The sequence below is a fragment of the Aequorivita nionensis genome, from assembly GCF_046352995.1.
Taxonomy (GTDB): domain Bacteria; phylum Bacteroidota; class Bacteroidia; order Flavobacteriales; family Flavobacteriaceae; genus Aequorivita; species Aequorivita nionensis.
On record NZ_CP130281.1, the window covers coordinates 1,359,933 to 1,374,231 of the forward strand.

Annotated in this window: 18 protein-coding genes; 6 read left to right on the forward strand and 12 right to left on the reverse strand. The window is 37.5% G+C overall.

The window, feature by feature from the left end; translation table 11 throughout:
* The first annotated feature begins 10 nt into the window (after positions 1 to 10).
* Complete coding sequence (locus tag Q2U82_RS06125) at positions 11 to 667, forward strand: transglutaminase domain-containing protein (protein WP_410006812.1); 657 nt, start codon at positions 11 to 13, stop codon at positions 665 to 667.
* A gap of 55 nt (positions 668 to 722) precedes the next feature.
* On the opposite strand, the gene rpmA is transcribed toward Q2U82_RS06125, so the two are convergent.
* The 7 genes from rpmA to mutY form a co-directional block, all read right to left on the reverse strand.
* The gene (gene rpmA, locus Q2U82_RS06130) at positions 723 to 986 is read right to left on the reverse strand and encodes a 50S ribosomal protein L27 (RefSeq protein ID WP_068762586.1); all 264 of its coding nucleotides are present in this window, start codon (positions 984 to 986) and stop codon (positions 723 to 725) included.
* A gap of 35 nt (positions 987 to 1,021) precedes the next feature.
* Entirely contained in the window at positions 1,022 to 1,720 is a 699-nt protein-coding gene (rplU, locus tag Q2U82_RS06135) for a 50S ribosomal protein L21 (RefSeq protein WP_410006813.1), read from the reverse strand.
* Between the two features lie 155 nt (positions 1,721 to 1,875).
* Complete coding sequence (locus Q2U82_RS06140; protein ID WP_410006814.1) at positions 1,876 to 2,331, reverse strand: DUF4199 family protein; 456 nt, start codon at positions 2,329 to 2,331, stop codon at positions 1,876 to 1,878.
* 90 nt (positions 2,332 to 2,421) lie between these two features.
* The gene (gene gldD / locus Q2U82_RS06145) at positions 2,422 to 2,985 is read right to left on the reverse strand and encodes a gliding motility lipoprotein GldD (protein WP_410006815.1); all 564 of its coding nucleotides are present in this window, start codon (positions 2,983 to 2,985) and stop codon (positions 2,422 to 2,424) included.
* Positions 2,972 to 4,294 (reverse strand): gliding motility-associated protein GldE, encoded by a 1,323-nt coding sequence (locus Q2U82_RS06150; RefSeq protein ID WP_410006816.1) that lies wholly within the window; start codon positions 4,292 to 4,294, stop codon positions 2,972 to 2,974. The genes gldD and Q2U82_RS06150 overlap by 14 nt, the downstream gene beginning before the upstream one ends.
* 21 nt (positions 4,295 to 4,315) lie before the next feature.
* Positions 4,316 to 4,771 carry a single-stranded DNA-binding protein gene (locus tag Q2U82_RS06155; protein WP_410006817.1) on the reverse strand — a complete coding sequence of 152 codons (456 nt, stop codon included), beginning with the start codon at positions 4,769 to 4,771 and terminating at the stop codon, positions 4,316 to 4,318.
* Positions 4,772 to 4,880: 109 nt separating this feature from the next.
* Positions 4,881 to 5,945 (reverse strand): A/G-specific adenine glycosylase, encoded by a 1,065-nt coding sequence (mutY, locus tag Q2U82_RS06160; RefSeq protein ID WP_410006818.1) that lies wholly within the window; start codon positions 5,943 to 5,945, stop codon positions 4,881 to 4,883.
* A 129-nt stretch (positions 5,946 to 6,074) separates the two neighbouring features.
* Between mutY and Q2U82_RS06165 the strand changes: the two genes are divergently transcribed.
* From Q2U82_RS06165 to Q2U82_RS06185, 5 genes are all read left to right on the forward strand, one after another.
* Entirely contained in the window at positions 6,075 to 6,365 is a 291-nt protein-coding gene (locus Q2U82_RS06165) for an HU family DNA-binding protein (protein ID WP_014782104.1), read from the forward strand.
* A gap of 358 nt (positions 6,366 to 6,723) precedes the next feature.
* Positions 6,724 to 8,280, forward strand: coding sequence for an Rne/Rng family ribonuclease (locus tag Q2U82_RS06170; RefSeq protein ID WP_410006819.1), 1,557 nt, complete (start codon positions 6,724 to 6,726; stop codon positions 8,278 to 8,280).
* 227 nt (positions 8,281 to 8,507) lie between these two features.
* Positions 8,508 to 8,984 carry a regulatory protein RecX gene (locus Q2U82_RS06175; protein WP_410006820.1) on the forward strand — a complete coding sequence of 159 codons (477 nt, stop codon included), beginning with the start codon at positions 8,508 to 8,510 and terminating at the stop codon, positions 8,982 to 8,984.
* A gap of 92 nt (positions 8,985 to 9,076) precedes the next feature.
* A complete protein-coding gene (locus Q2U82_RS06180; protein ID WP_410006821.1) occupies positions 9,077 to 9,490 on the forward strand; it encodes a hypothetical protein in 414 nt (137 codons plus the stop codon).
* Entirely contained in the window at positions 9,487 to 9,678 is a 192-nt protein-coding gene (locus tag Q2U82_RS06185; protein ID WP_154191042.1) for a helix-turn-helix transcriptional regulator, read from the forward strand. The genes Q2U82_RS06180 and Q2U82_RS06185 overlap by 4 nt, the downstream gene beginning before the upstream one ends.
* 53 nt (positions 9,679 to 9,731) lie before the next feature.
* Here Q2U82_RS06185 and Q2U82_RS06190 read toward each other — a convergent pair whose 3' ends face one another.
* The 5 genes from Q2U82_RS06190 to Q2U82_RS06210 all read right to left on the reverse strand — a co-directional run bounded on the left by Q2U82_RS06190 (position 9,732) and on the right by Q2U82_RS06210 (position 14,208).
* Positions 9,732 to 10,247 carry a DUF6646 family protein gene (locus Q2U82_RS06190; protein ID WP_410006822.1) on the reverse strand — a complete coding sequence of 172 codons (516 nt, stop codon included), beginning with the start codon at positions 10,245 to 10,247 and terminating at the stop codon, positions 9,732 to 9,734.
* A 42-nt stretch (positions 10,248 to 10,289) separates the two neighbouring features.
* Entirely contained in the window at positions 10,290 to 11,144 is an 855-nt protein-coding gene (locus Q2U82_RS06195; protein ID WP_410006823.1) for a cupin-like domain-containing protein, read from the reverse strand.
* A 145-nt stretch (positions 11,145 to 11,289) separates the two neighbouring features.
* Complete coding sequence (locus tag Q2U82_RS06200; protein WP_068762573.1) at positions 11,290 to 11,565, reverse strand: FoF1 ATP synthase subunit delta/epsilon; 276 nt, start codon at positions 11,563 to 11,565, stop codon at positions 11,290 to 11,292.
* A 76-nt stretch (positions 11,566 to 11,641) separates the two neighbouring features.
* Positions 11,642 to 13,147, reverse strand: coding sequence for a F0F1 ATP synthase subunit beta (gene atpD, locus Q2U82_RS06205; protein WP_410006824.1), 1,506 nt, complete (start codon positions 13,145 to 13,147; stop codon positions 11,642 to 11,644).
* Positions 13,148 to 13,314: 167 nt separating this feature from the next.
* Entirely contained in the window at positions 13,315 to 14,208 is an 894-nt protein-coding gene (locus Q2U82_RS06210; protein WP_410006825.1) for an aminotransferase class IV, read from the reverse strand.
* Positions 14,209 to 14,299: the final 91 nt, after the last annotated feature.

Genomic DNA, 14,299 nt, shown 5'->3' on the forward strand with positions numbered 1-14,299 from the left:
TTTTGGGTTTATGCGAAAGCAATTTATTTTTTTACCTTTTATATTTTTTGGAATCAGTTCCATTGCACAGATTGGCGCTGTTATTGGAAAAGATAACAAACATAGAGAATATAATCCCGTAAAAAACAAATCTACTTTTTCCACAGAGAAACTTGCTTTTGCCATCACAAAAGATTCGAGAACGGACACTGATAAAGTGCGTGCAATTTATAGATGGATTACTTCCAATATTTCTTATGACAACGAATTGCGGCTGAGTTCAAAGCTTCAAAAAGAAATTTATACTTCCGAGGAAAATGTACTCAGAAAAGTTTTGGAACGTAAAATGGCGCTTTGTGGAGGTTATGCATTTCTATTTAAAAGTCTTTGTGAAAATGTTGGAATCTCTGCGGAAGTAATTCACGGGTTCACAAAAGATTATTCGGGTAAAATTCGAAAAGCGAAGCAACCGAACCATACTTGGAATGCTGTAAAGCTAAATGGAAAATGGCAATTGCTTGACATTGCTTGGGCCATAAGCTATGGTAGCAAAAGTAGTGCGGATGATTATTGGTTTTTAACAAAAGCTACTAATTTTATATATACTCATTATCCAGAAGAAAGTAAATGGACACTTTTGGAAAAGCCTATTTCGTTTTCAGAATTTCAAAAACAATCTGTAAAATAAAAAAACCTTCACATTTCTGTGAAGGTTTTTTTATTTTATAACACAAGATTGAAAACTATGCTTCAGCGTTTGGAACGATAGAAACGTAGCTCTTGTTATCTCTCTTTTTGGTAAACTTTACAGTCCCGTCCACTTGCGCGTGAAGGGTGTGATCTTTACCACCATATACGTTTTCACCTGGGTGATGCGTATAACCTCTTTGTCTTACAATGATATTTCCAGCAATGGCAGCCTGCCCTCCGAAAATCTTAACGCCAAGACGTTTCGATTCTGATTCGCGACCGTTTTTGGAACTACCAACTCCTTTTTTGTGAGCCATTTTGTTTCGGTTTTAAATATTATACTTTAGTAGGATTATTTCTCAATCCCACCGTCTAATTTGTCTTGCAATTCTTTTAGCTCATCCCACTTACCATCAGCAGCTAATTGCGCTTGCTTTGGCCAAGTGTCTGTAACTAAATGTGCTAAATTTGAACTAGCATCAGAAAGAATAGTTGCTATAGCCTCTGGTTTTGCTTTTGCAACTTTTGCAAAAGTATCCATTCCGGCAGCAACCATAGCTTCTGCAGCTTTTGGTCCAACACCTTCAATCTTTTTAAGATCATCTGCTTTAGCTGCTTTTTTAGGAGCGGCTTTCTTAGCTGGTGCTTTTGTTTCGACTTTTGCTTTTGGAGCAGCAGCTTTAGTTTCTTTTTTAGGTTCAGCTTTTTTTGCTTCTTCCTTTTTAGCAGGTGTAGCTCCTGAAGCTACAATGCTCTCGATTACGATTTCAGAAAGATACTGACGGTGACCGTTTTTCTTGCGGAAACCTTTTCTTCTTTTCTTTTTGAATACAATAACCTTGTCACCTTTAAGGTGTTTTACGACTTTGGCTCCTATTTGAGCTCCGTCTATAGCTGGGGCGCCGATGGTAATTTTGTCTCCGTCACCAATAAGAAGAACATTGTCAAAAGACACTTTTTTTCCTTCTTCAACTGGCAAACGATTAACAAAAACCTTTTGGTCTTTCGCAACTTTTACTTGCTGCCCTGCTATCTCTACAATTGCGTACATAGCGAATCGTTTATAAATTAGTTAAACAAAATGCTTTCACCGTACGGTAAAAGCGGGTGCAAATATAATTTTTAAAAAGGAAACAACAAAGTGTTTTTTGTTTAATCTTTTCAAACCCAATAATTCATGTTTTAAACAAGTTTTTTGGAATTTATTTAAAGAGTGTTTCTGTTCCCATCCTTGGTGTTCCAGGATTTTTTTAGAAGTTGCATAAAGGAAAAGGTCAAAACTAAAGTTGTTACAAAGCCCATGATTAAAATAGTTAAAAGCAACATTAACGTTCCTAGGTCATATTCAAGCCCCCATTTTTTTAGTATCCCAATAGCAAATTCATTGTCTATTTGATACATATAGATGGCCATAAAAATGGTAAAAAGAAGTGAGGCAATTCCACCGGAAAAGAGCCCTACCTCAAATCCTTCTTCAAATTTGAAATCATTTGTTTGACTTTTATAAGTATTAAGAGCAAGATATATACCAATAGTAAAGATTAATCCATTTACTGCGCTCAATATTGGATATTGATGAAGCCCCACTAATTTTAAAAGAAGAAAATATACAATGAGAACTACTGCAATCAAAATGCCGTATCGGGAATATACTTTAAACATAGCTTATAGTTTTTGTAGCCAAAAGTTACAAAAACTTGGCGTAGCATTTGTGAAGGGTTTGTTAACTTTTTAAAAAATAGCTGTTTACGGTTATTTCCAAGAAATGGTTTCCATCAATTTACGAATGTCTTCGCGAAGGTAAACCACTGCTGGATAGATGGAATCGAAGTTTGGTTTAGCGTCAAAATAGAGCGCTCCATTCAAAAAATGGTTGATGCTGTCAGTTACGTAAAACTCGGCTTGGGTAGCAGCATTTCCGTTTATCATGTAAAACATTCCGTATACTTTTTTGTCTGGATTTATAAAAGGTTGCTCAGGAATGCTGTTTGCCTTTCTGGTATGGTCATAAGCCAAGTTTTGTGCGTCTCTCAATAAAGAATCAAGATTGTTGTTCCGAACGTCATTGTAGGTCAAATATAAAGTGGCCTTCATATTTGGATATGTTATGTTTATGTTGCAATCTTTTTTGCGGACAATTGTTGTATTCTCATTTACTGAAAAAGAATAAGGGCAGTCCGTTTTTATGGTGCGGTATGTAGGTTTTGGATAATCCAAACGGAGCATAGCCGACGGTTTTACTAAAACATCATCTTCACAGGAAGTAATGAAAAAAAAGCTGGTAAATAATAGGAAAACGAGACTATAAATTTTCAATGGTAAGTTTTATTTGTTTGATGCGCTTGCCCTCAAAGGCTTCAATGGTAAACGCATAATTGTGGAAAGATATTATTTCGTTTTTCTTTGGAAAGCCTTTTGAAATCTCTAGAAGGAATCCTGCTAAGGTTTCAGCCTCACCTTTTTCATCTTCAAAAATTTCTGGATCCTCGGGTTTTATCACTTTATAAAAATCTTTCAGGGGCGTTTTGCCTTCAAAAACGAAAGTACTGTCGTCCAACTTTGAAAATATTAAATCTTCATCATCAAACTCATCGCTAATTTCACCAACAATTTCTTCAATAATATCTTCCAAAGAAATCAAGCCACTGGTGCCGCCGTATTCATCAACTACAATAGCGAGGTGCATTTTCATTTCCTTGAATTCGTTAAGCAAATCATCCAGTTTTTTGTTTTCTGGCACAAAATAGGCTTCGCGTTTCAGGGTTTTCCAATCTAGGATTTTTCGGTCTGTGTAGGGAATCAAATCTTTCACATAAAGAATTCCCGTTATGTTGTCTATGCTGTCTTTATAAACAGGAATCCGCGAGTAGCCATGCTGCATAATCTCTGGCAGAATCTCTTTAAATGACTGCTCTTCGTTTAATGCGAAAATATCCATCCGGTTTTTCATTACCTGTTTGGTGTCGGTGTTTCCGAAGGTAACAATGCCCTGAAGAATTTTTTGCTCTTCGTGCGTAGTGTCTTTGTTTGAAAGCTCCAAAGCCTGTGAAAGATGGTCAACGCTGATGTTTGATTTCTGTTTTCCGTAGCGATCGTGAAGATAGATAGTGGCAGAACGCATCGGCAAGCTGATTGGCGATAATAATGTATCCAGAACATTGAGGGGCTGGGCCATAAAAACCGCGAAGGAAATACGGTTACGGTTGGCGTAAATCTTGGGAAGAATTTCACCAAAAAGTAAAATGAAGAATGTTACGACACCCACTTCAACAATGAAACGAACATCAATTCCGTAAAAGTTGGATTGAATTCCAGAGAAAAGATCATCACTCAACGAATCAAAAAGCAATACAATGGCAATATTTATAAAATTATTCGCCACCAAAATAGTAGCTAAAAGTTTTTTTGGCCTTGCCAACAAGCGTTGCACTATTCCAAGCTTCTTTGTAATTGTTTTCTCATCATTGGTCTCAAAATCAGAAGGTGTCAATGAAAAGAAAGCCACTTCGGCACCCGATATAAGGGCAGAACAGGCTAAAAGAACAAGCAACAATACGACGCTTGTTATTTGGGTAACATCCAAAACGTTAAAAAAGAATAGTAAACCAGGGGGTTCCGTGTCCAAGTTATAGGTTTTAGTTAAACATTAAAATGGAAGATCATCCTCTTCTTCAGAAACTGAATTGTTGTTTTGTGGCGTTGATGTAGGCTGGGGTGTCTGTGCATTTTGTCCAGAATTGTTATTTGAAGCGCTATTGCTTTCGCCCTTTGGGGTTAAAAAAGTGAAATCTGTGCAATGTATTTCAGTGCTATATCTGTCCAAGCCTTTTTCGTCCTGCCATTTACGCGTTTTTAAACGGCCTTCAATATAGACCATATCGCCTTTTTTCAGATATTTTTCGCAGATTTCCGCAGCTTTGTTGCGCACCACAATATTGTGCCATTCCGTGTTGGTTACACGTTCATTTGTAGTTTTGTTTGTATAGGTTTCATTGGTTGCAAGTGGGAAACGGCCCAAGCTGTTTCCGCCTTCAAAATAATGCATTTTCACATCATCGCCGGTATGCCCAATCAACATTACTTTGTTCAATGTTCCGCTCATAATTGTAATTTTTCAATTTGTGCAAAGGTAGATTTTGCGTTTTAAATATAAGGAATTTTTAAATTTTTATATGAAATGATTTAAGATTGGGTTGTCTAAGAAGAAACAATCAGTAGTTTTCAAAAAATTCAGAAACAAAATTTTCTATCAAAACCGGTACGGCATAATTTTTTACTTTGGAAATGGGAATTGCAATTTCCGTAGCTTCCGAAGTTTCAACAATCCAAAAAAGTGTGTTTAAATGTTGATGCGAAAGTTTGTGGATAACCGGTTTTTCATTGAAAAGTGAAATATTTTCAATAATAATATTCTCAGTATAATCTTTAAACTGCGGAAGTTTTTGCAATGCTGGAAGATCAATTTCTTCGGAAGTTTCAATCAATGGAAATTCATAAAGTTTGTGCCAAATTCCTTTTCCGTTCCGCTGTTGCAAAATAGTATTTTCGTTTTCCGAAAGAAATACCAAGTAATTAAAAAATCTGACTTTCACTGGCTTCGCCTTAATTTTCACAGGAAGCTCCGAAACTTTTTTCTGCTGAAACGCAACACAGCTATCATTAAAAATACAGTTTTCGCAATCGGGGTTTTGCGGTACGCAGAATCGTGCACCAAATTCCATAATGGCTTGGTTAAAAGTTCCGGGCTGATCTTTATCGATCAACCGCTGCGCAAGCTTTTTAAATTCCTTTTGCCCAGCGGCTGTATTAATAGGAGTGGAAATTCCAAAAAAACGTGAAAGCACGCGATATACATTTCCGTCAACAACGGCTTCGGGTTTATTGAAGGAAATGCTCGCAATGGCGCTGGCTGTGTAATCGCCTACGCCCTTCAGTTTCAATAAATCTTTATAATTGTTTGGGAAAACGCCGTTCATTTCTTCGGAGATAATTTTTGCAGTAGCGTGAAGATTTCGGGCGCGGGAATAATAGCCCAAACCTTGCCAAAGTTTTAAAACTTCATCTTCGGGAGCGTTCGCTAAATCTTCTATTTTTGGATAGGCTTCAACAAACTTTAAATAGTAGGGCAAACCCTGCAAAACTCGTGTTTGCTGGAGCATAATTTCTGAAAGCCAAATGTGGTATGGATTTAATGTATTTCGCCACGGCAATTCGCGTTTATTGTGTAAATACCACGCAATGAGTTTATTGGAGAAATATGGGGCTGTTTTGGGCATTGCGTAAAATTAATCTATATCCCTTTAAATTTTAAAGGATTAAGGTTTGATTTATTGATTTTAAAATATGTATATTTGCGGTCTCTAAAAAAAATCTAGTAAAAGAAAATTAATTAAAATTTAAAAGTAATGACGAAAGCAGATATCGTAGCGAAGATTTCAGAAAAATTAGGAATGGAAAAGAATGAAGTTCAAGCTACTGTTGAGACCTTTATGGAAGAAGTGAAAAATTCTCTTGAAGGTGGTGACAACGTTTATTTAAGAGGTTTTGGAAGTTTTATTATCAAAACAAGAGCTGAAAAAACAGGAAGAAATATTTCAAAAAACACAACAATTAAAATACCAGCCCACAATATTCCGGCTTTTAAACCTGCAAAAGTTTTTGTTGAAGGTGTAAAAACCAACGTGGACGTAAAATAATAATAACCCGTTCCATGTTTTTGGGACATAAAAAAAGACTTTAGTATGCCAAGCGGTAAAAAAAGAAAAAGACATAAGGTAGCGACCCACAAGCGTAAAAAGCGTCGTCGCGCTAACCGCCACAAAAAGAAAAAGTAGTTTCTAAACTACTTTTTCTGTTTTAAAAGTGTTTCGGAAATTGTGCCTTTTTGGTATTATTTCCTAATAAAACAAACGAAAAATCGTTCTTTGAAAATGAGATTGCAACAGCCGGCTTTTGGTTTTGGTGCAGTTTCGCCGGGTTTTTACATAAAACCTGTGAAAAATATTGTTTAATTAGTTCCGATTTTTTACATCGGGACAACAAAATTAATGTAACGTGAACTACGAATTATTTATTAGGTCCGGTTCACAAGAAGTTGATTTTGCCCTTTTAAAGGATGGAAAACTTTTAGAACTCCACAAAGAAGAGGAGGAAAACAATTTTACGGTTGGCGATATATTTCTTGCCAAAATACGTAAAACAGTTCCTGGTTTAAACGCCGCCTTTGTGAATGTGGGCTATGAGAAAGATGGTTTTTTACACTATCACGATCTAGGCCCGAAAGTGCTTTCACAATTGAAATTTGTGAAAAGTGTTACTTCAGGTAAGTTAAAGGATTATTCATTGAATAATTTTCCATTCGAAAAAGAGATTGATAAGCACGGCAACTTAAACGATGCCTTAAAAAGCAATCAATCCATCTTGGTTCAAATTGTAAAAGAACCCATTTCCACAAAAGGGCCACGTATAAGTTCCGAGCTTTCCATAGCCGGAAGATATATTGTACTGGTTCCATTTTCAGACCGCGTTTCTGTTTCACAAAAAATAGAAAGCAACGAAGAAAAAGACAGGTTAAAACGCTTGATAACAAGTATAAAACCAAAAGGATTTGGCGTAATTATTAGAACCGTTGCCGAGGGCAAAAAAGTAGCAGAACTGGACAAAGATTTACAGAACCTTACCGAACGCTGGACAGCGATGTGTAAGAAGCTACATGGGGCGCACCACCCTTCAAAAGTGCTGAGCGAGCTAAACCGGGGAGCATCTATCATCCGCGATATGTTTAATGATTCATTCTCTGCAATACATATTGACGATGAAACCCTTTACTTGCAAATAAAAGATTATGTGCAGGAAATTGCACCAAAAAAAGACAATATCGTAAAGTTCTATGATAGCAATGTTCCGATGTTTGAGAAATTCGGAATTGAAAGGCAGATTAAAACTTCCTTCGGAAAAACAGTGTCAGGTAGCAAAGGAGCTTATTTGGTAATTGAACACACCGAAGCAATGCACGTAATAGACGTGAACAGCGGTAACCGAAGCAACAAGCAAAAAACACAGGAAGGGACTGCCCTTGAAGTGAATTTAATTGCAGCCACCGAGGTGGCAAGACAGCTAAGGTTGCGCGATATGGGAGGAATTATTGTTGTGGATTTTATTGATTTGGCAAATGCCAACCACCGTAAACAGCTCTATAATCATCTTCGTGATGAAATGAAAGATGACAGGGCAAAACACAAAATACTCCCGCCGAGCAAATTCGGGTTGATTCAAATAACCCGCCAACGTGTTAGGCCAGAGATGAACATCAAGACCCGTGAAGAAGATCCAAACGCAAATGGAAGCGGAGATGAAAATGGTGAAATTGAAGCGCCTATTATTGTTATCAATAGAATAAATGAAGAGGTAAAACGCCTTTTCCAAAAAGACTATAAAAAGATAACCTTAAACACGCATCCTTTTATAGCGGCCTTTTTGACGAAAGGATTCCCAAGTGTGCGCACCAAATGGTTTTTGGAGCACAAAAAATGGGTAAAAATTCAACCGCGTGATGCATATACGTATCTCGAATATCACTTCCACGATAAAGATGGTGGATTGATAAAATAACCTAAACCCCTTTTGAAGACTTACTTCGGAAGGGGTTTTTTTGTATTCCACCCCAACCCCTCCCAAAAGTATGGGGATCTTCGTTAATATGAAAGTTTATATTTATAAAGTGTTTCTTCCCCTTTTTCAGGGGAAGGTGGCTCTATAATAATTCAGCCTTAAAGCTGAATTATTATAGAGACGGAAGGGGATAATTTTACTAAATTATAATTTTATATTTGAAAACTTTGAACACCCACAAAACATACACCGTTGATGAAGCTACCAAACGAATGGAGCGCTACTGCGCATACCAAGAGCGTTGCCATAAAGAAGTGCATCAAAAACTGTATGAAATGCGAATGATTCCCGAAGCGGTAGACCAAATAATTGATCATTTGCTGCGACACAATTTTTTAAATGAAACCCGGTTTGCACAAGCTTTTGCACGTGGAAAATTTCGAACCAAAAAGTGGGGAAGTAATAGAATTGTGAATGAATTGAAAATGCGTCAAATTTCTAAATTCAACATTAAAATTGCCTTAAAGGAAATTCCCGATTCGGAATATTACAAAACCTTTGAGGCCTTGGCAGAAAAGCGGATACAACAATTAATTTCAGAAAAAAATCTTCAGAAAAAACGAAAGAAATTAGCGGATTATCTTTTTTACCGCGGCTGGGAGCCAGAACTGGTTTATGAAAAGGTGAATGAACTTTCTAAGTAAAAAAATAATGTAAATAAAACTTGACATTTTGTAAAACTTTATTTTATATTTGTGTCAATATAACTTTACATTAAATCAAATTTACTTTACTTATGGAAACAAAATCTAACGCGTGGAAAGCCAACGCAAAAAAGAATGTGTTGCATTTGGGATATTGGACGGGAAGCTGGGTAACAACGATGGCTATAGCTTCTTTTGGCCAAATATATCTTTGGAAAAACAATACTGCTTTAACCATTTTATTTATTGCAATCAATACCCTGGTTGGGATTGGAATGATCCTGATGAACAGAAAATACATTAATGATTTGGACGAAATGCAGCGAAAAGTAAGTCTGGATGCCATGGCCATAGCACTGGGAGTAGGCGTGGTTGGAGGGCTGAGCTATTCTATGCTTGATCAAGCAAATGTTATTGCCTTTGATGCGGAAATTGCACATTTGGTGATGCTTATTGGGATAACGTATATGATTGCGATTTTTATAGGAAATAACAGATACAAATGAAGAACCGAATAAAAGTACTTCGAGCTGAACACAATATGACCCAAGCTGACCTAGCAATTGAAGTTCAGGTATCACGGCAGACTATAAATGCTATTGAAAAAGGGAAATTTGATCCCAGTTTACCACTTGCTTTTAAGATTTCCAGATTGTTTGGATTGCCAATTGAAACTATCTTTCTTGAGGAGTAATCTGTTCTCGGCGCGGGTTGTAAACTCGCGTCAATAGAATTTAGTATGTTGAGTTAAATATTGAACGAAGCCCCAATATTCACGGAAACTTGATTGTGCAGTTTTTCCGCAGGAGTTAAGGTATCTGTATTATATTTTGAAATAGGGACGCTCACTTCCGTAAAAACGCCAAAGCCGCTGGTAAAAAAGTAACGGGCTCCCAAATGACCTCCAAAGTTTTTTAAACTTGCATATAGTCCGGGATATACATCAAAATTTTCATCAACGTTTATCACATTGCCAAGATTTGCATTAAAACGCACCCGAAAGTCAATACGGTCTTCAAACTTTGCAAAGGGTTCTTCATTGCCTTCCAAATCTCGAACCTTATCAATTCCTAAAAGGTAGGTTGAAGCTATTCCAACAGATATGTTTTCTCCTAAACCAAAATCAAGGCTTCCCATAATTCCGGTGCCGTTATTTTGGAAATTGGCGCCAACTTGAAATTTTACATCGCCTTTGCCAGAAAAGGCTTGCGAAAAAGTTGTCTGTAAACAAAGGAGTGCGATTATAGTTATGAAAGCTTTCATATTATGAAAATTTAAAAAGAAAGATACAGAATAATTAAGAATTTACAACGCTTTATTAGTGCGAACAACGGCTTGCTCGTTTTTCCAATCAATCCATTTTTGACCTTTCAGCTTTCGCATTAATTGGTCAAAATATCGCATAAAGGCTATATTATAAACAGCTTTAGCCAAATTTTTTGGATTTCTCGGAATGGCGCGTAAGCTCATAGAAAAACCAGGAGTAATGTAGCGCATATAGTGCCAATAACCTTCGGGCATATACAGCACGTTTCCGTGTTCCAAGTTGGCAATATAACCTTCCGCTTTTTTCAACGCAGGCCATTTAGTGTAATCGGGATTGTGAAAGTCTATGTCTTCACGCGTAATTAAAGAATGGGGAATTTTGTATAGATAATCGTTTTGCTTTTGGTCAAAAAGGATCACTTCTTTTTTCCCTTCGAAATGGAAATGAAAAATGTTTGCCAAATCGATATCGTAATGCATAAACGTGTATGAATCTCTTCCGCCGAAGAAAAGCATGGGCAGACCTTTCATCAATTTAAGACCAAAATCCGGAAAGTCAAAATCCTTTTGAAGTTGCGGCACTTCCTTTAAAATATTCCAAAGAAAGATGCGGTATTTTGTAGGCTCGGTTTTTAATAACTCCACATAATCGCGCATTTTCATTTTGGCGTGTGGCTCATTAAAACCGTCTTTATGACTTACTGGGCGATTGTCATAAAGAGGAACCATTTTATCCCCCGCCACATCCGCCATATAATCGAGATCCCATTTTGTAAATGCAGGCCAGTCCTCCACAAACCTTTCAATAACAACAGGTTTTTGGGGCTTAAAATAATTTTTTAGAAAATCTTCTTTGGTAATAGTTTTTACCCTGTCTATTTGCTGTAGTTGCATAATTTTCTTGAACTTGCAAATTTACAAATCTCAACCTATTGTTTGGGTCAATGTTAATATAACTTTAAGGATTTAACCAAAACAAAAATCCCAAACTCCTATTTATGGAATTTGGGATTTTATATTATTTGGAATTTTCAGCTGTTTAGTCAGCCAAAACCATCACACGATTGTTGTTACATTCAACAGTACCGCCAGAAATTTGCAGTACCCATTTGCCGTCTTCCTGCGTAAATTTCTTTTGAAAACCTTCCGCAATGGTTGGGTTTCCTTTAAACTTCACTTTTCCTTCCTGCAAAACAGATACAATAGGAGCGTGGTTGTTAAGCATTTGGAATTCGCCTTCCACACCTGGAACGGTTATGCTTTCAACTTCTCCGGCAACTAAGGATGCTTCTGGGGTTACTATTTCTAAGTACATATTTTTAGTATTGAGTATTGAGAAATTAGTATTGAGTAAAAGTCTAAATACTCAATACTAACTTCTAATTACTATTTTAAGCTTCGGCAAGCATTTTCTCACCAGCGGCGATAGCTTCTTCGATTGTTCCTTTAAGGTTGAAGGCAGCTTCTGGAAGTTTATCCAATTCGCCATCCATAATCATGTTGAAACCTTTGATGGTTTCTTTAATGTCAACCAAAACTCCAGGAATACCTGTAAACTGCTCTGCTACGTGGAAAGGCTGTGAAAGGAAACGCTGTACACGACGCGCGCGACCTACTGCCAATTTATCTTCTTCGGAAAGTTCTTCCATCCCAAGAATCGCGATAATATCTTGTAATTCTTTATAACGCTGTAAAAGCTCTTTTACTCTTTGTGCGCAAGCGTAGTGCTCTTTTCCAAGAATTGATTCGGTAAGAATTCGAGAGGTAGAATCCAAAGGATCCACCGCTGGATAAATACCAAGCTCAGCAATTTTACGAGAAAGTACGGTTGTAGCATCCAAGTGGGCAAACGTAGTTGCCGGCGCTGGATCCGTAAGGTCATCCGCAGGTACGTAAACCGCCTGTACAGATGTAATAGAACCTCTTTTTGTTGAAGTAATACGCTCTTGCATCGCACCCATCTCTGTTGCCAAAGTTGGCTGGTAACCCACCGCAGAAGGCATACGCCCAAGAAGTGCGGAAACCTCAGAACCCGCTTGCGTAAAACGGAAAATGTTATCTACGAAGAAAAGTACATCTTTTCCTTGTCCTTCGCCAGCTCCATCACGGAAATACTCAGCAATTGTCAAACCTGAAAGCGCAACACGTGCACGTGCTCCAGGTGGCTCGTTCATCTGTCCGAAAACGAAAGTAGCTTTAGATTCTTTCATTGCAGTTTTGTCAACTTTTGAAAGATCCCATCCACCATTTTCCATAGAGTGCATAAAGTCATCACCGTATTTTATAATACCAGACTCAAGCATTTCACGAAGCAAGTCATTACCCTCACGAGTACGTTCACCTACACCAGCGAATACTGAAAGACCACCGTGACCTTTTGCAATATTGTTAATCAACTCCTGAATAAGTACCGTTTTACCAACACCAGCACCACCGAAAAGACCAATTTTACCACCTTTTGCGTAAGGCTCAATAAGGTCAATTACTTTAATACCTGTGAAAAGAACTTCGGTAGAAGTTGAAAGATCTTCAAATTTTGGAGCATCGCGGTGAATTGGAAGACCTTTGTCGCCAGCTTTTGGCAAGTTTCCAATACCGTCAATAGCATCACCAATTACGTTGAAAAGTCTGCCGTAAACAGCATCACCGATTGGCATTTGGATAGGTGCTCCAGTTGCAACAGCGTCTACACCACGGCTCAAACCGTCAGTAGAATCCATTGATATGGTACGAACCATGCTTTCACCAATGTGAGATTGAACTTCAAGAACCAAAAGGTTTCCGTTGTTGTTTACCTCCAACGAGTCGTATATTTTTGGAAGTTCCGATCCGCTATCAAACGCAACGTCAACTACCGGGCCAATAATCTGTGCAACTTTTCCTATGCTTTGTGACATGAGTAACTGTTTATTTTATAGTTATCTAAGGGCGAAAAAACCACCCCTGTTTTGAACGGTGCAAAGATAGTTTTTTCTGAATGAAAATTGCAATGGAAATTTTAAAAAAATGAAGATTTTTAAGAATTAGCCCAATCAATTATTTAGTGCTATAAAGTTGAATAAAATCAGAGGCTTTCGCACAAACCACGAACCTCTTTGCTAAAAAGTTCAATAATTTTTTTCTGAAGTGAATCATTTTTGGAAATGATGCGTCCATCAATTTCAACAACTGGGGTAAGCTCTCCCATCGTGCCCGTTGCGAAAACGCCATCAGCATTGTAGAATTGTGAAAGCGTAATATCTACTTCGGTAATTTCAATATCGTGCTTTTTACACATTTCCATCACGGAATTTCTTGTAATTCCCGGTAAACAAGCGTGTGCAAAAGGAGTAAAAACCTTTCCGTTTTTTACCATAAATAGATTGCTGCCGTTAAGTTCTGCAATAAAACCTCGATCGTCAAGCATTAAACCGGCATCTTTTCCAGCTACATTGGCTTGTATTTTTGCTATTATATTATTGAGCAAATTGTTGTGATGAATTTTACTGTCCAAAAATTGTGGAGAGTTACGGCGTTGGCTGGTGCTAATCACTTTTATACCGTGGTCGTTATCGTAAACCAAAGGTTTCCATTCAGCCAAAACAATTAAACAAGAGCCATTTTGGTTGAGTCGCGGATCCATGCCGCTGGTTATTTTTTCGCCACGTGTCAATGTCAAACGGATGTGTGTGTCGTCATTCATTCCGTTGGCGTCGAGGGTTTGCTTTATTGCTTTTTTAATGAATTCTTTGGAAGGAATATCTGTAAACGCCAATGTTTTTGCAGATTCGTGAAGTCTGGTCAAATGTTTGTCTAAACAAACTACACCTTCGGGATAGACGCGTAATCCTTCCCAAACAGCGTCGCCGCCTTGTACGGAACTATCAAAAACCGAAACTTTAGCCTCGCTGCGTGGATATAATTTGTCTTTTACAAAAACTTGGATGTTATCGTTTTTTGGATTGGATTTTTGAAGCATAATTTCAGTTATCAGTTATCAGTTATCAGTTATCAGTTATCGGTTATCGGTTATCGGTTATCGGTTATGAGGTTTTTGTGCCAAAACTAAT